This is a genomic window from Lachnoanaerobaculum saburreum DSM 3986 (assembly GCF_000185385.1).
GTDB lineage: Bacteria > Bacillota > Clostridia > Lachnospirales > Lachnospiraceae > Lachnoanaerobaculum > Lachnoanaerobaculum saburreum.
Genome location: NZ_GL622296.1, coordinates 2287438 through 2307982, shown reverse-complemented (window position 1 = coordinate 2307982; position 20545 = coordinate 2287438). Strand labels below are relative to the sequence as shown.

18 protein-coding genes are annotated in these 20545 nt (G+C 37.5%); all 18 read left to right on the top strand.

The genetic code is table 11. The features are described from left to right. Positions 1–4: 4 nt before the first annotated feature. Positions 5–2506 carry an Ig-like domain-containing protein gene (locus tag HMPREF0381_RS10555; protein WP_008751970.1) on the top strand — a complete coding sequence of 834 codons (2502 nt, stop codon included), beginning with the start codon at positions 5–7 and terminating at the stop codon, positions 2504–2506. Positions 2507–2620: 114 nt separating this feature from the next. Beyond that, complete coding sequence (gene scfA / locus HMPREF0381_RS10550; RefSeq protein ID WP_007593215.1) at positions 2621–2767, top strand: six-cysteine ranthipeptide SCIFF; 147 nt, start codon at positions 2621–2623, stop codon at positions 2765–2767. Positions 2768–2858: 91 nt separating this feature from the next. Then, complete coding sequence (gene scfB / locus HMPREF0381_RS10545) at positions 2859–4250, top strand: thioether cross-link-forming SCIFF peptide maturase (RefSeq protein ID WP_040461397.1); 1392 nt, start codon at positions 2859–2861, stop codon at positions 4248–4250. 14 nt (positions 4251–4264) lie between these two features. After that, positions 4265–6733, top strand: a complete 2469-nt coding sequence (locus HMPREF0381_RS10540) for a protein translocase subunit SecDF (RefSeq protein WP_008751967.1) — start codon at positions 4265–4267, stop codon at positions 6731–6733. Between the two features lie 7 nt (positions 6734–6740). Further along, on the top strand, positions 6741–7871 hold the full coding sequence (gene tgt, locus HMPREF0381_RS10535; RefSeq protein ID WP_008751966.1) for a tRNA guanosine(34) transglycosylase Tgt: 1131 nt from the start codon (positions 6741–6743) through the stop codon (positions 7869–7871). 68 nt (positions 7872–7939) lie between these two features. Then, complete coding sequence (gene yajC / locus HMPREF0381_RS10530; RefSeq protein WP_456297520.1) at positions 7940–8188, top strand: preprotein translocase subunit YajC; 249 nt, start codon at positions 7940–7942, stop codon at positions 8186–8188. 19 nt (positions 8189–8207) lie between these two features. Next, positions 8208–9227 (top strand): 3'-5' exonuclease, encoded by a 1020-nt coding sequence (locus HMPREF0381_RS10525; RefSeq protein WP_008751964.1) that lies wholly within the window; start codon positions 8208–8210, stop codon positions 9225–9227. Beyond that, a complete protein-coding gene (locus HMPREF0381_RS10520; RefSeq protein ID WP_008751963.1) occupies positions 9228–10328 on the top strand; it encodes an L-threonylcarbamoyladenylate synthase in 1101 nt (366 codons plus the stop codon). Between the two features lie 7 nt (positions 10329–10335). Beyond that, a complete protein-coding gene (locus tag HMPREF0381_RS10515) occupies positions 10336–10830 on the top strand; it encodes a deoxycytidylate deaminase (protein ID WP_008751962.1) in 495 nt (164 codons plus the stop codon). Continuing rightward, positions 10827–11456 carry an endonuclease III gene (gene nth, locus HMPREF0381_RS10510; RefSeq protein ID WP_008751961.1) on the top strand — a complete coding sequence of 210 codons (630 nt, stop codon included), beginning with the start codon at positions 10827–10829 and terminating at the stop codon, positions 11454–11456. Before HMPREF0381_RS10515 ends, nth begins: the two co-directional genes overlap by 4 nt. Further along, entirely contained in the window at positions 11453–12166 is a 714-nt protein-coding gene (locus HMPREF0381_RS10505; RefSeq protein ID WP_008751960.1) for a 3'-5' exonuclease, read from the top strand. Before nth ends, HMPREF0381_RS10505 begins: the two co-directional genes overlap by 4 nt. Positions 12167–12212: 46 nt before the next feature. Next, positions 12213–12359 (top strand): hypothetical protein, encoded by a 147-nt coding sequence (locus tag HMPREF0381_RS10500; RefSeq protein ID WP_008751959.1) that lies wholly within the window; start codon positions 12213–12215, stop codon positions 12357–12359. A 6-nt stretch (positions 12360–12365) separates the two neighbouring features. Further along, positions 12366–13997 carry a VanW family protein gene (locus tag HMPREF0381_RS10495; RefSeq protein WP_008751958.1) on the top strand — a complete coding sequence of 544 codons (1632 nt, stop codon included), beginning with the start codon at positions 12366–12368 and terminating at the stop codon, positions 13995–13997. Then, positions 13997–14599, top strand: a complete 603-nt coding sequence (locus HMPREF0381_RS10490; RefSeq protein WP_008751957.1) for a hypothetical protein — start codon at positions 13997–13999, stop codon at positions 14597–14599. The genes HMPREF0381_RS10495 and HMPREF0381_RS10490 overlap by 1 nt, the downstream gene beginning before the upstream one ends. Next, positions 14571–15053 carry an Lrp/AsnC family transcriptional regulator gene (locus tag HMPREF0381_RS10485; protein WP_008751956.1) on the top strand — a complete coding sequence of 161 codons (483 nt, stop codon included), beginning with the start codon at positions 14571–14573 and terminating at the stop codon, positions 15051–15053. The genes HMPREF0381_RS10490 and HMPREF0381_RS10485 overlap by 29 nt, the downstream gene beginning before the upstream one ends. After that, positions 15050–16207: an aminotransferase class I/II-fold pyridoxal phosphate-dependent enzyme gene (locus tag HMPREF0381_RS10480; protein WP_008751955.1), complete on the top strand. Its 1158-nt coding sequence runs from the start codon at positions 15050–15052 to the stop codon at positions 16205–16207. Before HMPREF0381_RS10485 ends, HMPREF0381_RS10480 begins: the two co-directional genes overlap by 4 nt. Then, positions 16207–16704, top strand: a complete 498-nt coding sequence (locus tag HMPREF0381_RS10475) for a tRNA (cytidine(34)-2'-O)-methyltransferase (protein WP_008751954.1) — start codon at positions 16207–16209, stop codon at positions 16702–16704. Before HMPREF0381_RS10480 ends, HMPREF0381_RS10475 begins: the two co-directional genes overlap by 1 nt. A 151-nt stretch (positions 16705–16855) precedes the next feature. Beyond that, a partial coding sequence (locus HMPREF0381_RS15050; protein WP_008751953.1) for an RHS repeat-associated core domain-containing protein occupies positions 16856–20545 on the top strand: 3690 nt, incomplete at its 3' end.

Below are 20545 nucleotides of genomic sequence, written 5' to 3'. Positions count from 1 at the left end.
TCTTATGAATATTAAAAGTAGGGATAGGAAGGTGATTGCGGTAATCATTTGTATATGTTTTGTTATACAAATTGTTTTTAGATCTTTCAGTTTTGATTCCATAGCTACACCTTCAGACACAGTTATAGCACTGATTTTCAGAGATACAAACGGCTATCATATTAGAAATATATCATCATTTTTGGAAAGTGACGGCACTATAACAATGCCGACACCAAGAGACCTTGGAGATACGAATGATGAGAGCTATTCCAATTGGAGCCCTGTTCTTATAGAGAACTCCTTTGAAAATGTAAAAAAGGTAATAATGAATGGAGGTCGTTTGGATATTGAGGACTATGATGTCTCAAATCCGCCGACACTTGCAACATCATCAGTTGCGACACCGTCAATAGCCACAAGTACAAATTCACCCGGAGGTGATCTTGTGATAAGGGCGGGATTTTCACCGCTCAGTAATGAAGAAAGTGCAAATACAAGTATTACAATATATAGAAGTAATGTAATGTTCGGTATAGGAAACAGAGTGCGTATTGCAAAGAGAAACCGACTGAATGTTATAAGTGACGATATGAAGCGGTTTATATCTAAAAACGGCAATAAAAATCAGATTTTTTTCCTGGCGGTACAGCCGCCTGTTGAGGAAGTACAGGATAATGAGCCCAGTGCAGTACCTGAAAGCAGGCCAAGTTCTGAAAATATCAGATCGGCCAATATGAGCAGAACATTATCAAGTACTGAAGAAATAAGAATATTTGAGGGTAGACGGACAGAGCGTTTGCCTGCCGAATCGACAAGTGTCGAACCACCAAGTATCGAATCGCCAAGTATTGAGGAGACAAGAACTAATGAAGTTTTAAGTACTGAAGAGAGCAGACAGGATATACAGGCTGAAACAAATCCCACATCGGAAGTTCAAAATAATGTAGAGGAGAGCAGGGCGGAAACAAATACCGCATATAATATTACATCAAGCGGTAAACATAATTCTTCAGGCTCTGTTACATCAAATATCAGAACTAATGTATCAAACGGAGTTTCTGATGAGGGCGATACAAACAGGTTCGCAAGTAATAAAGCGGAAAGTCAAAGTACTTTGCCTGCTGTTTTACAGAACAATTATGTAGAGGGGAATACGAATGTAGAAAATAATGTTAATTTGGGCAACAGTGCAAATATTACAAATACTGAGAAAGTATTTACACCTATGGGAAACGGAACTGTTAAAAACAGTTATAGCGGTGTTAAGTCCGGAGTAAGTATTCGTAACGAGAATTCAGGAAGTAACGGCTTTATCAATACCAAATCAACATCTGTAAATATAAGTGATGATAACTTTGATGCCGACAATTATTCTGTAACGGTATACAAGAAGGTGGACGGAAAAGAGGTACTGTCAAATGCAAAGTATTCCTGGAGTAGAGACGGTGGCAGTCACAAAGCGAATATTTTATTTGATGATGACGGAGAATACAGAATTGCAGTTGTAAAAAACAATGCCGAATCACAAAGTGATAAAGTAAAGTTTGAACAAAAAGTAAATGTAGATTCTACTGCACCATATATTACAATCTCAGGTGTAGAAGATTTGACAGCAAATGCAAGAACCGTTTCACCTGTAGTAAATTACAGTGATGTAAATATTGATCTTGTAAAATCAAAAGTTACACTGACATCTGTTGCGGACGGAAAGGTAAGAGAACTCTTATATAAGGCAAAGAAACAAGGCGGCGGATATGTATTGAATCTGGATCCTATATATATTGATGACAACTATGTGCTTACAGTCAGTATATATGACCTGGCAGGAAATGTTACAGAAAAGAAAGTTAATTTTTCAGTAAACAAAAACGGTGCAACATTTAAGTTCAAACCGGAGGAGCTTGCAGGTGCATATACAAACAAGCCTTTTACACCAAGTATCGAGGTTTGGAACACTGATGAGATTTCTATTGTATCTGCTACAGTTAACGGTATGGACGAACCGTATGAGTTTGTAGACGGTGAACTTAGGTTCTTAAATTCTATAAATAAGGACGGCAAGTATATATTTAATCTTGAAGTCAGTGATACGGCAGGAAATAAATCTTCAATGAAGCCTGTAGAAGTTATCTATGATGCTACAAAGCCTGTATGCATAATAAACGGTGTTGAAGACGGCAAAAGCTATGAGGGAAATGTAAATATTATTCTAAGTACTGAATTGCCGGGTGATGAGATAGATTCCGTTTGGCTTGATAACAGGCTTTTAGGTAAAGGTGAATACAAGCTTAATAAAGGCAAGGCGGAACTTACGGTAGATACTGAAGGTAATCACATAATTAAGGTACAGGCAAAGGATAAGGCCGGAAACTTAAGTGATATCGAAACCGTAAGCTTTGAAATCAAAATCCCGAATATTAAATTGTCTTCAATCAAACTTCTGCCATGGGCGGTAATATTGCTTGGCCTGTCAATAGGATTTGTTGTTGTATATAGAAAACGTAAATACGGTAAAAAACAGTAAAATATGATTAAACACAACATCACAAAATATATTTATTGAAAAAGATATATAACTATGCTAAAATAGCTTCGCATAAAGCTTGTTGTCGTATATCGACATAGAAGGAGAATGTTTATGAAGCATGTTGTTACATTAAATGAAAAAACTCTTAAAGAGAGCCTAAAGCGTGGTGGTTGTGGTGAGTGCCAGACTTCTTGTCAGTCAGCTTGCAAGACATCTTGTACAGTTGGAAACCAGGGCTGCGAAAACCCTAACAGATAAGACGCTTGTATCAAACCCCCTTTGCGGTCGTTGACTGTTAAGGGGGATTTTCGTGTTGTGCTAGTTGCTTTATAATAGAAAGAGGGATAATTTGTTACACCAGTATAAGAATAACGGATATAATATAGTATTAGATGTCAATTCAGGCTCGGTTCATGTAGTTGATGAGCTGATGTATGATGCAATGGCTGTCGGAGAGAAGCTTATCGGTGAAATAGAAGCACCTGTAAAACTGGATGATAAAATAAAGTCACAGATAAGCTCATCTTTAAAGAGCAAATATAGCGATAAAGAAATAGATGAAGCCATATCCGATATACAGGAGCTTATAGATGCTGAAGAACTCTATACAAAGGATACCTATGAGCTGTATATTAATGATTTCAAAAAGAGAGAGACTGTAGTAAAGGCACTCTGTCTGCATATTGCTCATGATTGCAATCTTGCATGTAAGTACTGCTTTGCACAAGAGGGCGAGTACCATGGCAGGAGAGCTTTGATGAGTTTTGATATCGGCAAGAGGGCACTTGATTTTCTTGTTGCAAACTCCGGCAACAGAAAGAATTTGGAAGTGGATTTTTTTGGCGGTGAGCCGCTTATGAACTGGCAGGTTGTAAAGGAACTTGTAAAGTACGGAAGAAGCCTTGAAGAGCCGAACAATAAGAAATTCAGATTTACAATAACTACTAACGGTATGTTGCTTAATGACGAAATTATGGAATTTTGCAATAAAGAGATGTCAAATGTAGTACTAAGCCTTGACGGCAGAAAAGAAGTAAATGATATTATGCGTCCGACCAGAGGCGGCAAGGGCAGCTATGATACAATAGTTCCGAAGTTTGTAAAGTTTGCAAAGAGCAGAGGAACCAAGGACTATTATATAAGGGGTACATTTACAAGAAATAATTTGGAGTTTTCAAAAGATGTACTTCATTTTGCAGACCTCGGTTTTAAGCAGACAAGCATGGAGCCTGTAGTAGGCGAGGAGAGCGAAGCCTACGCTATCAGAGCGGAAGATATTCCGAAGATTATGAAAGAATATGATAAGCTTGCAGTAGAGTATATCAAGAGAAAGAAGGAGGGAAGAGGTTTTAATTTCTTCCACTTCAATATAGATTTGACTCAAGGACCATGTGTTGCAAAAAGACTTTCAGGTTGCGGCTCAGGAACGGAGTACCTGGCGGTAACACCTTGGGGAGATTTATATCCATGTCATCAATTTGTGGGTAAGGATGAATTCTTACTCGGAAATGTATTTGACGGCTTAAAGAGAAAAGACATTAGTAATGAGTTTAAGCTATGCAATGTTTATGCTAAACCCAAGTGTAAGGATTGCTATGCAAGATTTTATTGTAGTGGCGGCTGTGCTGCAAATTCATACAGTTTCCATGGCTCCATTACAGATACTTATGATATCGGTTGCGAACTTCAAAAAAAGAGAATTGAGTGTGCAATAATGATAAAAGCAGCGTTAGCTGGGTAAAATAGGAGAAGATAATGAAGGACAATAAGCAAAAGGGCTTAACCTCTCTTTTTATCACAATTGTGGTAATGGTATTTTTAGGGTTCCTTGCCTTCAATGTTTTGCAAGGTGGCAAACACAGTAATGTAACTAAAGTGACACATACTGCCGAAGAAACTACTATAACAAGTGCAGAGTCTTCCGTATCGGGAGAAAGTACTTCAAATGGTGAGAGTACTAAAGCCTCGGAAAACTCGTCAGCTGATAAAAGTAAGGCAAATAATGAGAGTTCACAAAGTGGTGAAAGTTCTCAAGCCGAGCCCGGCAAAGAGCCTGAAAGTGCTGATGAAAAAAAGGATGAGAACGGCAAATCCTCCAAGTTCGGTATGGGAAAGATAAAGCTTGGACTTGATTTGGCGGGCGGTGTAAGTATCACTTATCAAACAGTACAGCAAAATCCGTCAGATGAGGACATGGCTGATACTATCTATAAATTACAGCAAAGAGTTCAGAACTATTCAACAGAGGCTGAGGTTTACAGAGAAGGCGGAAACAGAATAAATATCGATATTCCGGGTGTATCGGATGCCAATGCAATATTGGATGAACTTGGAAAGCCGGGTTCTTTGCTGTTTGTAGATCCGCAGGGACAAACAGTGCTTACAGGTGACCAGGTGGCAACAGCCAAGGCCGGTATTATAGATAATAACGGTAAGAGTGAGTATGTGGTATCACTTACATTTACAGATGAAGGCTCAAAGGCGTTTGCAGAAGCAACAGCAAAGCTTATCGGTCAGAGAATTGCAATAATATATGATAATGTAGTGTATTCAAATCCTACGGTTCAGACCGCTATTACAGGCGGTAATGCACAGATTACAGGTATGACTTCATATGATGAAGCAAAAAATCTTGCATCTACTATTCGTATAGGTTCACTTTCACTTGAACTTGAAGAGCTTAGAAGCAATGTTGTGGGAGCCAAGCTCGGACAGACAGCCATATCTACAAGTATGAAGGCGGCTGTGGTAGGATTTGTAGTTTTGGCGGCATTTATGATAGGAGCATTCCTACTTCCGGGTGCGGCATCAGTAATTGCACTTGCACTTTATATCATACTTGAAATTCTTTTATTGTCGGCATTTGAGATTACATTGACGCTTCCGGGTATAGCGGGTATCATACTTTCAATAGGTATGGCGGTGGATGCGAATGTCATCATTTTCACCAGAATAAAAGAAGAAATTGCACTTGGAAAGAGTGTATATGAGTCTATCAATTCAGGATTTAAAAAGGCACTTTCGGCTATTATTGACGGAAATGTGACAACACTTATAGCTGCTGCGGTACTTTATGTACGCGGTTCAGGTACGGTAAAGGGATTTGCACAAACACTGGCACTTGGTATTATCCTGTCAATGTTTACCGCACTCTTTGTTACAAAGTTTATACTTAAGGCATTCTATAATGTAGGTCTTGATGATGTAAAGTTCTACGGAAAGAAACCTGACAGAGAGTCTATAAACTTTGTAGGAATGAGAAAAATCACTCTCAGCGTTGCGGCGGTCGTACTTATAATAGGTGTGATATTTGCAGGAGTTAACAAGTCTCAGATTGGAGGCTTCTTTAACTACGGACTTGACTTTAAGGGCGGTACCTCAACCAATGTTACATTCAATAAGGACTACAGCCTTGAAGAGATTTCAAAAGAAATTGTGCCTGTAGTGGAATCTGTAACCGGTGAGGCGGGAACTCAGACTCAGAAAGTACAGGGTACAAATCAGGTAATTATAAAGACAAGGTCACTTTCACTTGATGAAAGAGAGAAGTTAAATAAGGCACTTGCAGATAAGTTCGGTGTGGATGCGGAAAAGATTACTGCGGAATCTATATCGGGTGCTGTAAGTTCGGAGATGAAAAAAGATGCGGTAGTGGCAACTGTGCTTGCAACAATTTTGATGCTTATCTATATTTGGATAAGATTTAGAGACTTCAGTTTTGCAGCAGGCTCAATACTTGCACTTTTGCATGATGTATTTATAGTTATATCTTGTTATGCAATATTCCGTTGGAGTGTAGGTTCTACATTTATAGCTTGTATACTTACAATCCTCGGATATTCAATAAATGCAACAATAGTTATATTTGACAGAATAAGAGAGAATAAGGCAATATTATCAAAGTCTACTGCCAAGGAAGAGCTTATCAATAAGAGTGTTACAGAGACACTTACAAGAAGTATTTATTCTTCACTTACCACATTTATAACTATCTTCATACTCTTCTTGATGGGAGTTCCTTCTATCAGAGAGTTTGCATTGCCGATAATGGTCGGAATAGTGGCAGGTACATATTCTTCAGTATTTTTATCAAGCGTCTTCTGGTATCTGTTAAGCAATAAGTTTGATAAGAAGATAGAGGAGAAGAAGGCGGAGAATGCCAAGAAAAAGAAAAAGACTAAAAAAGTCGAGATAAATAAAGACAGCAACGGTGCTGTAGTTTAGGTATTTTATGAAATATGAAATAAAGGCTTTTGATAAAAAAGCTAAAAGTGCCACTATGGAGACTGTACATGGTACAGTAGAGACTCCGCTCTTTATGAATGTAGGTACTGTAGCGGCTATAAAAGGTGCCGTATCCACTGATGACCTGAAGGAAATAGGTTGTCAGGTGGAGCTTTCAAATACTTATCACCTGCATGTAAGAACAGGTGATAAGCTTATTAAGGAATTTGGCGGTTTGCATGAGTTTATGCACTGGGACAGGCCGATTCTTACCGACTCAGGCGGTTTTCAGGTGTTTTCACTTGCAAAGCTAAGGAAGATAAAGGAAGAGGGAGTAAACTTCAATTCACATATAGACGGCAGAAAAATCTTTATGGGTCCTGAGGAGAGTATGCAGATACAGTCAAACCTGGGTTCCACTATAGCTATGGCATTTGATGAATGTCCTCCGGCACTTGCCGAAAGAAAATACATAGAGACTTCAGTGGCTCGTACTACAAGATGGTTGCAAAGATGTAAGACTGAGATGGACAGACTGAATTCTTTAGAGGACACTGTCAACAAAGAACAGTTGCTGTTTGCTATCAATCAGGGCGGAATAATTGATGATATCAGAATCTCACATGCAAAAGATATAAGTGAGATGAATCTTGACGGCTATGCAATAGGCGGTCTGGCGGTAGGTGAGAGTCATGAAGAGATGTATCATATCTTGGATGTGACTGTAGAACATCTGCCGCAGAATAAGCCGACATATCTTATGGGGGTAGGTACTCCCATAAATATACTTGAGGCGGTAGACAGAGGAGTGGACTTCTTTGACTGTGTGTATCCGAGCAGAAACGGCAGACATGGACATGTATACACAAATCATGGAAAGTTAAATCTTTTTAATAAGAAGTTTGAGTTGGATAAGAGACCTATAGAAGAGGGATGCACTTGTCCTGCTTGCAGATCCTATTCAAGAGGTTATATCAGGCATCTTTTGAAAGCAAATGAAATGCTTGGTATGCGTCTTTGTGTATTGCACAATCTTTATTTCTATAATACAATGATGAGTGAGATTCGCACAGCTATACGCGAAGGCAGATATACAGAATATAAAAATAATAAAATAAGAACAATGCTTGAGGGTTAAAGAGGAGAATTATGAATATTTTAGCGGCAGCAAATGCAGGTGGAGGTTTTGGAGTAGGTGCTTTTGCGATGTATGTTGTGTTCATTGCAGCAATTTTTTACTTTATGGCTTATAGACCTAATAAGAAGGAGAAGGCTAAACAAGCTGAACTTTTTGCAAGTCTTGAGGTAGGTGATACTGTAGAGACTTCAGCAGGTTTTTATGGTGTCTTGATAGATATTACAGATGATACTGTGATAGTAGAGTTCGGCAATAACAAGAATTGTCGTATTCCTATGAGAAAAGACGCTATTATAAAAAATGAGAAAAGCGAGTAAAATCTAAGCACATCTTCGGATGTGCTTTTTTGGAAAGGTGGATATGGATAATTATATAGTACTGGATTTGGAATGGAATCAAAGTCCGAACGGTAGAGAACACAGTAATAAAGATCTTCCCTTTGAAATAATAGAAATAGGAGCAATAAAACTTAATTCAAGACTTGAAACAGTGGATGAGTTTCACAGAGTTATAAAACCTACAGTATATAAGAAGATACATTTTAAGGTACATGAGGTGGTACAGATAGGTATTTGGGAGTTGAAGAAAAAGGGGGTTCCCTTTGTAGATGCAATCAATGATTTTTTTGAGTTTTGTGAGATGGACAACAAGCAAAAGAAAAAGATACTTTGTACATGGGGAAATCTTGACCTTGTAGAACTTCAAAGAAATATGAAATTTTATAATGTTGAAAATAAGTTTGAGTATCCTTTTTTTTATTATGATCTTCAAAAACTCTTTAATATAAAGTTTCAAAATGCACAGCAGGAGAGGATACCGCTTGAAAGAGCTGTAAATATGCTGAATATTGAGGTAGAAAGACCGTTTCATCATGCTTTTGATGATGCCTGCTATACTGTTAAGGTAATGCAGAGGATGGACTTTTTTTCTGTAAGTGAGTATTATTCACTTGATTACTATCGTGTACCGAGAAATGCGGATGAAGAGATTTACCTGCATTTTTCAGGCTACTCAAAATTTGTATCCACATTATTTGATACTAAGGAAGAGGCGATATCGGATAAGCATAACTCCGACCTTATCTGTGACAGATGCAACAGGATGTTGAAAAAAAAGATAAGATGGTTTTCCACAAATCAAAGAAACTACTATTGTATCGGCATCTGCCCGGAGCATGGCTATGTGAAGGGTAAGATTAGAGTTAGAAAAAGTGATGACAAATATTATGTGATAAAGACTACCAAGGTAGTGGATGCCGCCGTATTTGAGGAGGTCAGAGAAAAGTATGAAGAAAGCAGGAAAAAGCGACTTATTAAGAGCAAAAGAAAGAGTTTAAATAATTTGGGAGATATCTGATTGGAAACAAAAGAAACTGAAATAAAAAAAACTATTGTAAGGAAAATAGATAATAAAGATATAGATAAACTGTATCAGGATGAAGATATAAGATTGGCAGCTGATATAATAAAGTCGGGAGGACTGGTGGCATTTCCTACAGAGACAGTCTACGGTCTGGGTGCCGATGCATTTATGGAAGAGGCTGCAAAAAAAATATATGTCGCCAAAGGCAGACCAAGTGATAATCCCTTGATTGTACATATTTCAGAGATAAGAGAGGTGGATGATATAGCTGAATGCATACCTGATATCTTCTATTCACTTGCAAAAAAATACTGGCCGGGTCCTATGACTGTTGTTTTGAAAAAAAGAAATATTGTCCCGGATGCTACAAGCGGCGGACTTGATACGGTAGCTGTAAGACTCCCAGATAACAATATTGCAAGAGCTATTATAAAAGAGTCGGGAGTACCTATAGCGGCACCCAGTGCAAATACTTCAGGCAGACCGTCACCTACCAAGGCAAGACATGTCCTTGAAGATATGAATGGGAAAATAGATATGATAATAGACGGCGGTACTGTAGGAATTGGAGTGGAGTCAACTATTATTGACCTTACATCCGATATACCTACATTGCTAAGACCCGGTGCGGTCACATTGGAAATGCTTGAAAATACCTGTAAAAGAGTGGATATAGACCCGGCTATAGAGCATTTGCTTACCGGCAATGAAGCACCGAAGGCTCCCGGTATGAAGTATAAACACTATGCACCAAAGGCTGATATGAAACTTGTAAGGGGAAATGAGAGTGATGTATCAAAGTATCTGAAAGGACAGATACAAAATTCGGACAGACTTACAGCAGTACTTACGGTGGATGAACATAAGGATATGTTTGATACAGTGTCATCTGAAAAGTCGAATATAAAGGTTTTAAGTCTGGGCAGCAGTAAAAATCCTGAAAGTATTGCTTACAATCTTTTTGATATACTTAGAAAATGTGATGAACTTGGTGTAGAGTATATATTTTCAGAATCCTTTGATGAAAGAGGTATAGGAAAAGCGATAATGAACAGGTTAAAGAAGGCTGCCGGCTTTGAAATAATAGATGTATAGGTGAATTATGAGTGAAAAAAGAGAAGATTATATTAATTGGGATGAATATTTTATAGGTGTGGCAAAACTTAGTGCAAAAAGATCAAAGGATCCCAATACACAGGTGGGTGCCTGTATAGTGAGTGAGGACAATAAGATACTCTCTATGGGCTACAACGGTTTTCCAAGGGGATGCTCAGATGAGGAGTTTCCATGGGGGAAGGACCTTGAAATCAGCGACCCTTACAATGCAAAGTATCTGTATTCTACACATAGCGAGTTGAATGCCATTTTGAACTATAGAGGCGGTTCACTTGAGGGCAGCAAGATATATGTAACACTTTTTCCATGCAATGAATGTGCAAAAGCTATAATACAGGCGGGAATAAAGACAATCATATATGAGGATGACAAGTATGCCGACAGTCCGTCTGTAAGAGCAAGCAAGAGGATGTTAAATGCGGCAGGCGTAAGGTACTATGAATATCAGCCAAGCGGCAGAAAAATAGAGATAACAGTATGACAGACAGTAGATTACAAAATATATTAGATAAACTTGATAAAGCATATGGTACAGAAAAAAAGATGTATTTGGAGTATAATACTCCCTGGCAGTTGCTTTTTGCCACTATACTCAGTGCACAGTGTACGGATGCAAGAGTAAATATAGTTACAAGAGATCTGTATAAAAAATATGACAGTTTGGAAAAATTTGCCTCTGCAAGTATAGTCGAGATGGAAAGAGATATTCATTCAATCGGCTTTTATCACAATAAGGCAAAGAATTTGATAGCCTGTGCGAGAAAGTTGCTTTCGGATTTTAACGGGGAAGTACCAAGTGATCTTGACAGTCTTTTGACTTTGCCGGGTGTGGGGAGAAAGACTGCCAATGTTATAAGAGGAAATATCTTTGATATGCCAAGTATTGTTGTAGATACACATGTAAAGAGGATTACAAAAAAACTTGGACTTACAGAAAGTGAAGACCCGGTAAAGATAGAGTTTGAACTGATGGAGATTTTGCCTAAGGATCATTGGATACTGTGGAATACAGATCTTATAACACTTGGAAGGACTATATGTATTGCAAGGAGAGAAAAATGTGATATATGCTTTTTGAGAGAGGAATGCCCAAGTGCAAAGGTATGAGAATTAAAGATTATGTAGCAATTGACCTTGAAACTACAGGAATAAGTGTTTCAAAGGATAAGATAATAGAGGTTGGACTGATAAAGGTGATAAACTCTCATATTGAAGAAATGTTTTCCTGTATAATAAATCCGAATATGCCTGTAAGTACCAAAATATTAAATCTTACAGGCATAGATGAAAATGAGATAAAGACGGCAAGATATATACAGGATGTGATAGGAGATATAGTAGAGTTTTGTGACGGCTTTGACTTAATTGGACACAATACAATTTTTGATTACAGCTTTATAAAGAAAGAAGCAAATAATGCAGGTTTGAACTTTGAAAAAAGAGGTATTGACACATACAAGCTGTGTAAGAAGATATTGCCTCCTTATATACAAAAGAATCTGACGGATGCCTGTGCATACTTTGGAATAGAGAGGAAAAATATGCATAGGGCATTTTCCGATGCATATTTTACACATATGCTATATCAGGAGATACTGACAAATTTTAAAGAACTTGAGATAATCAGTGAGATAATGAAGGTAAAGTTGAAAAAAAATGTTCCAATTAGAAAAAGAACAAAAGAGGACTTGCAGAAATTACTAAAGTGTCATAGAATTGTTTGCAAGGTAAATGTTGACTTGCTTTCAGAATCCGAAGCCAGGAGGATGATAGATAAAATCAAGGCGGGGAACAGTGATTTTGCTTATAAGGCGTAAACACTGTAATATTTTGTTTGTAAGCTTAAAATATTTTACTGAGATTATGCAAAATGTATTTATCTCAAACAGAAAAGAGGTTTATATGAAGAATAATAAAAGACGAATTGTTTCAATAGCAATAGTTACAATATTAGTTTTGGCAATGGTGGTTCCGGTAGTAGTTTCAGCATTGATTACAGTAAGAGGGTAATGAAAATTGAGAAAGAAAATAGGTAATATAACAGTTGCAGTTGCTGCATTTATGGCAATTTCAGGTTTGGGTATCAGTAGCGGAGCAGGCAGAATTGATGCGATTGCCGCAAAGCAGGAAGTAAAAGCACAAAAGGCAAATACCGGAGGGGAGAATACCGAAAGTAAAGCTGCCGATATGACAGCTACCGAGAGTGAGGCACAAATAAATATTGCGGCGGAGAAAAGACTTCCAAAGGGATTCGGTGTAGAAGGACTGGGTGATAATGTTGCAACACTGGATGCATTGGGTAATGCACTTAATTCACTGCAAGAAAAATTAGATGCAAAGAAGTTTATTTTGGATGTAAAAGGAGAAAAGATAGAGAGCAGTTTTGCCAAACTTGGAGCAGGCATATCCAATAAGGACTTTATATTGGCTGAAGCGGAAAAGTTTACTTCCGGAAATATGCTTGAGAGATTTGAAAAAAGTTCCGAACTGCTTGAAAAGCCGGAGAATATAACTCCTGATATAGTTTTCAATGATGATGCGGTGAAGGCATTTTTAAAAAATGCAAACGGAAAAAATCCGGATGCTCCTGTAAATGCAACTATAAAAAGAGTAAACGGTGCTTTTGAGATAACTCCTGAAAAGGAAGGCTATGAAATAGACTCCGAGTCTACAGTAGCAAAGCTTAAGGATGCAATTTTAAAGGACGGAGAGGAAACTATAGTAGCTGATGTTACAAAGCAAAAACCTAAGGTAACAGCTGAAGAATTAAGCAGTATTAAAGATGTGCTTGGAACATTTACCACCAATTATTCATCATCCACATCTGAGAGAGCTACAAATATTGCGGTAGGAACCGCAAAGATGGACGGTGTGCTTTTGATGCCGGGTGAGACCTTGTCCGGATATGAGAAAATGCAACCTTTTACTATAGAGAACGGATATAAAATGGCTAAGGCATATCAGGACGGCCTTGTAATAGACAGTGTCGGCGGCGGAGCGTGTCAGATAGCCACCACACTTTATCAGGCGGCACTTAGAGCCGAGATAAAGATTACAGAGAGAAAGAATCACTCTATGATAGTCGGATATGTACAACCAAGCGGTGATGCCGCAATAGCCGGAGATTATAAGGACATTAAGGTCACAAACAACAGGAGTACACCTATATATGTGGAGGCCACTACTGTAGGAAGAGATGTTACATTTACTATTTGGGGTAAAGAAGACAGACCGGCAAACAGAACGGTTGAGTTTGTGTCTGAGGTACTCAGTGAGACTCCAAAGGGCAGAACATATATAGAGGATGATTCAAAGCCCAGAGGTTATGTAAAAAGAGAGTCCGAAGGTCATAAGGGTAGAGTTTCAAAACTTTGGAAAGTTGTAAAGGAAAACGGAGTTGAAATAAGTAAGGACTTGATTTCAAGTGATACTTACAGAAAGGCGGATGATATATATATCAGAGGTGCAAGACATTCCGCACCTGCACCTGCGGCGGCACCTGCACCTACACCGGCTCCTATAGAGACACAGGCAGGTGAATCTGACAATTCCGGACCGGCAGATACTCAGGAAGCTCCTGCACCGGCAGAGACTCAGGCTCAAGAGGTGGGACCGGCATTTGACCCTAATCTGAATTCCGGAGAGTAATGATAAGATATATAATATTTTGCGGATATGCGGGACTGAAAGGCTCTCTAAAGATTATAGAAAGTCGTTATAGTGAGCTTGGCAGATATTTTAATAAGATATACTTAGAGAGTGTGGTCAGTCATATTCAAGACAGAGGTTATTATGGGAGATATTTATCTCCCATAAATAATGACAGACCTGATAGGGAGCCTGTAAATATAAACGATATATTTGCAGGCTTTAGTGATAACATAGCGGAAGTAGGCGAAGGCGGTATATTAAAGTCTGTTTATGAGCTTGCAAAGCTTAAAAGATGCGGTTTTGAGATAGAAATTAAAAAGATAAGCACGATTCAAATCTGTATTGAGGTTTGTGAGTATTTCGGAATAAATATATACAGACTTTTGAGTGAAGGAAAGCTGATAACGGCGGAAGATCCGATATATACTTGTAAGCTGTTGGAGGATAGAGGAATAGCGACAAGCATAATAGGTCACTTAGGTGACGGCTTAGATAAACTGATAGTGGATAAAGAAGTTATAGAATATGTAAACAGGCCTACACAGGATGAAATTTTTAAGGTGATAAAATATGAGAGAGAAGATATTATCGGTAATTGAAAAAAACTCCAGAATTGATATTGGTGAACTGGCTATTTTGCTGGGTGAAGATGAGGCTGCTATTGCAAATGAAATAGCCGATATGGAAAAAGAAGGCATAATATGCGGTTATCACACACTTATAAATTGGGACAAAACAGCCAATGAGAAGGTGAATGCACTTATTGAGGTAAGAGTTACACCTCAAAGGGGAATGGGCTTTGACAATATCGCGGAGCGGATATATCAGTTTTCAGAAGTGAATGCAGTATACTTAATGAGCGGATCATTTGATTTTACAGTATTTATAGAGGGCAGAACAATGAGAGATGTGGCACAGTTTGTGTCGGACAAGCTTGCACCTATGGATTCCGTACTTTCTACCGCTACACATTTTGTATTGAAGAAATATAAGGACCATGGAACAATATTATCTGCAAAGAAAAAAGATGAGAGGCAGCTTATAACACCATGAGAGATCCGTTATCAAATACAATAAAATCAATAAAGCCGTCAGGTATCAGAAAATTCTTTGATATAGTAAATACTATGGAAGATGCCATATCTTTGGGTGTAGGTGAGCCTGATTTTGAAACACCTTATTTTATCAGAGATGCCGGTATATATTCTCTTGAAAAGGGTAAGACATTCTACACATCCAATTCAGGTCTGATGGAGCTTAGAGAGGAGATAAGAAATTACCTTATAAGAAAGCTTAATGTGGAGTACAATCCGAAGAATGAAATGATTATCACTGTAGGCGGCAGTGAAGGTATTGATATTGCACTGAGAGCCATGCTTGACAAAGATGATGAGGTGCTTATACCGCAGCCGTCATATGTCTCATATGAGCCATGTACCATACTTGCAGGAGGAAAGCCTGTAATAATAGAATTAAAGGCCGAAGACGGATTTAAGCTGAAGGCAAGTCAGATACTTGAAAAGATAACCGATAAGACAAAGATAATTATTTTGCCTTTCCCCAACAATCCTACAGGTTCCATATTAAATATTGAAGAGCTGAAAGAGATTGCAAAGGTATGTATCAAAAAGGATCTATATGTAATTTCAGATGAGATTTACTGTGAGCTGACATATGAAGGCGAGCATGCTTCAATAGTGCAGATAGAGGGAATGAAGGAGAGAACTGTTTTGATAAACGGTTTTTCAAAGTCCTATGCTATGACCGGCTGGAGACTCGGATATGCTACAGGTCCGAAGGAAATCATCGCACAGATGACAAAGATTCATCAGTATGCCATTATGTGCGCTCCTACTACAAGTCAGTATGCGGCCATAGAGGCACTTATATATGGTGATGCCGATGTTGCAAGGATGAGAGAATCATACAATCAAAGGAGAAGATATCTGCTTTACAGATTTGAAGAGATTGGAATGACATGCTTTGAGCCGCAGGGAGCTTTCTATGTATTTCCAAGTATAAAAAAGTTTAACATGAGTTCTGAAGAGTTTGCCACAAGACTGCTTGAGGAGCAAAAGATTGCTATAGTACCCGGGACAGCTTTCGGCGAGAGCGGTGAAGGTTATGTGAGAGTCTCATATGCATATTCTATGGACAGGTTAAAGGAAGCACTTTCAAGGATTGAAAAGTTTGTAAGGAGTCTTTGATGAATATTGTATTGCTTGAACCTGAGATACCTGATAATACAGGCAATATAGGCAGAAGCTGTGTGGCAACAAACACAAGACTGCATCTTATAGAGCCTCTTGGATTTAAATTAAGTGAAAAGCGGATCAAGCGAGCTGGTATGGATTACTGGGAAAAGCTTGATCTGACGGTTTACTCCGACCTTAAGGATTTCTATGAGAAAAATCCTAAGGCAAAAGAGCATATGTATTTTGCCACAACCAAGGCACATCATACATATAAGGATGTTTTATATGACTGTGATGAATATATAATGTTCGGCAAGGAGAGTGCGGGAATCCCTGAAGAAATACTTGCCGAGAATGAAGAAAACTGTATAAGGATACCTATGTGGGGAGATATAAGAAGCCTGAATTTATCCAATTCGGTGGCTGTTATACTGTATGAAGCACTTTCACAGCATGGCTTTGAAAAAATGCAACTTACAGGTGAACTGCATAGACTGTCATATAAATAAAAAAACTCTGAAGCCGTATGGTTTCAGGGTTTTTTGAAAATGTATGGGTTGATAGGATGAAAAAGAGTTGTTATTAAATAAATGTAATCTTGACAGAAGTTTATATTATGCTGTATATATAAAACAAAAAATATATAAAAAGGTGAATAGGATGAAAAACAGAATAGTTTGTAAAAGTCTTGTTGCAGGTATGGTTTCTTTCAGTTTGCTTTTGGGGCAGGTGGTTCCGGCTTTTGGAACAGTACAGGATAAGGAATCGGTAAGAAAATATTATCACTATCAAGATGTACTTAGTGAGGCTAAAAAGAGGGTAGTCAAGGCGGCAAAAAAAGCTGTGACCTATGATAAAAGTTCAAGTGATACTGTAGAAGAGCAAACTGATGAGTATGGTGCTGTTACTAAGGATACTTATGATGAATCCGGGAATCTGATTAATAGAAAAGTTAACGGTAAAGATGTTGTACAGTTTTCATATGACAGTGCCGGTAATATAACAAGTATAAAGGATGCGCTGAACTTTGAAACAAAGTATGAGTATGATGAAAGTAATAGGCTTATTGCAAATATAGATGCATTGGGAAATAAGACAAATTATACTTATGATGGTGAAAATCTATCAAAAGTTATATTGCCGGATAATAGTGAAACAAGCTATAAGTATGACTCACAGGGGAGAGTTATTACTCAAACAGAAGCTAACGGTCTGGTTACAAATATACAATATGATGATGCAGGAAATATCATAAGACTTTATGATAACAAGGATTTAGATGAAAACTATACTTATGACAGTGCTAATAATCTACTGACGGAAACAAACAGCTTGGGAGAAAAGACAAGCTATACATATGATTCAGAGGGTAGAGTAACAAAGATAGAATATGCAGATAAAACTTCTGAGAGTTTTTCATATGATGAAGCCGGCAATCTGATAAAAAGTGTAGATATATATGGAGTCGGCACAGAATACACTTATGACACATCAGGTAATTTAATAAAAGAAGCAAGCGGAGAAGATGTCATTGAGTACACATATGATAATGCCGGCAATCTCTTGACTGAAAAAGAAGCTGACGGAAGTAAGAGTGAGTATAAGTATGATGCTAAAGGAAATATAGTAGAAACTAAAGACGCACAGGGTAATATACAAAAGTTTTCATATGATATAAATGACAATCTGATATTGTATGTGGATGGTAAAAATCAGCCGGTAGTATATAGATATGATGCACTTGGACAAAATACGGAGATAGTATATCCTGACGGCAGCAGTGAAAAGTATAAGTATGATGCACTTGGAAATATAATTGAATTCATAGATATAGACGGCAGTAAAACAACATATACTTATGACGCTCTAAGTAGATTGGTAGAAAAGAAAGATACGTCGGGAAACTATGAAAAATACAGCTATGATACTCTTGGTGACATAACTTCTATTACAGATAATAAAGGGAATGAAAAAAAGTACTCCTATGACTTGTATGGACAGCTTATAGAGGAGAGTTACCAAAGTGGAAAAAGACATATATATACCTATGATAAAATAGGTCAGGTGACAGCAGAAAGCATTGACGGTGAAGATTTCTCATATACTTACGACACTTTTGGAAATACTTTAGAAGAGAAAAGCAGCAGCGGATATAACGCACAGTATAAGTATGATAAACTTGGTCAGCTGATAGAAGAAAATAACAGCACCGGAGAAGCCAACAGTTATAATTATAACAATGTAGGAAACTTAATAAATGAGGTATATAAGAATGTAAATACCGGAGTATATGAAAATATTTCATATACACTTGATAATAAGAGTCAAGTAACAGGTATGAAAACAGATGCAGATGATATCAGGTTATATTATAACGCCAAGGGGCAGATAACACAAAAAGACAGTAAAGCAGGGAGTGAAAAATTCTCATATGATGCTAACGGCAATCTTACAAAAATAACCGGAGGAGGCAAAGAGGATACCGATTTTACATATAGTGTAAGAAATCGTCTGCTTTCTATAAACCCTAATAAGAAACAAGAAAATAATGATATACAAAAAGAACTTATAGAGACCAAGCTTGGAGATATTTTCTACAAATCTGACGATAATGGAATAGTAGAGTACAGTGACGGAAATTCACATACTACATATTTTAAAAGAGATAGTCAGGGGCGAGTGGTAGAGAGAAAAAATCCAAGTGGTGATGTGGAGTACTATGAATATGGTAACAGCGATACTCCAATCAGGATAGTCAAAGCTGACGGAAAGCAATTAACTTATGAGCTTGACAGTGAGGGTAGGATACTATCTCAAAGTGAAGCGGAAGGTAGTGAAAGTAAGAAACTTTTAGAATACCGCTACGATGAGAATGGGAATATATCAGAAGCTATAGGGAATACCGGAACTTCCACCTACAAGTATGATAACAGTGGGAATATTTTAAATTACACAGATATATTCGGAAAGACAATAAATTATACTTATGATGAAAGGGGAAATTTAAGTAAGCTTGAAGCAACCGGTGAGCCGCCAACTGTATATACATATGACAATGAAGACAGAATTATATCTGTAACATATGGTGATAATAAAACTGTCAGCTATGAGTATGTAGGAAATACTATAATTACACATCTGGCAGATAATAAAACTGTAGTAGAAAAATATAATGATAGCGGTGACTTGGTAGATAAGACATATACTGATGATGCAGGAAATATCATATATAAGATTTCATTGGAGTATGACAGTGATGACAGAATATCTAAAAGTCATGTTGTACTAAGTAAGGATAATAAGGAACCTGATACAAAAGTAAGTACCTTTACAGACAAAGACAATGGTACGGACTTAAGTAATGACAACGAGGGTATGCCTACAGAGCAAACTTCTATATCTGACAGTGTAGATAATGCTATAACAGATACTACAGGTTTTACCGATATAGAGTATCAGTACAGCTATACAGACAAATCACAGCTAAAAAGTGAGAGTATCACAGGTGATAGAGGCATCAAAGATATAAGCTATACATATGATAATGCAGGCAATAGAATAAGTGAAACTATAAAAACAGGTGATAAAGAAGAAGTAACTACATTCACATATGATGAAAGCAACAGGCTTATTAAAAAACAATCACCTAAGAAAACCTCTACATATTCATATGATAAAAACGGTAATCGTATATCTGCCGTAAGCGATGGTGAGAAGTTTAGCTATACATATGATATCAATGATAACCTTATAGAAATAAAGAAAAATGATGTAACCATATTTGAAGCGACCTATGATGCAATGGGTGAGCGAATTCTTACCAAAGAATTGAATGCCGGCGGTGTTTTGGAAAGTAAATACAGGCTCAATGATATAAGCTTTGAAGATACACAGGTACTATCTGTTTATAATGACAGTTCAAAAACAAATTTCATATATGGAAATGAAAGAACAGTTGAAGAGGCAAATGGTGAAGATAATGTACTGATAACGGATGATAGAGAAAGTATACTTGGCAAGATTGGAGAAGGATACACATTCTCAATGTATACACCATTTGGAAACAATGAAGATATAAACTTTAGTGGAACAGAAAAATTTAATGATAAGACAAAAACACCGACATTAGGTTTTGGATTTGATGGTGAATGGCAGGATAGTACGGGGTTATATTATCTAAGAGCAAGATACTATGATCCGAGTGATGGAGTGTTCTTATCGGAAGACAGTGTAAGCGGAGATATTGAGTTGGCAACCGGATTAAACGGATATAGCTTTGTAGAAAATGACCCTGTCAATTATACCGACCCAAGTGGAAATACAAGAAACAGGGGGAAATCCACAGGTAGA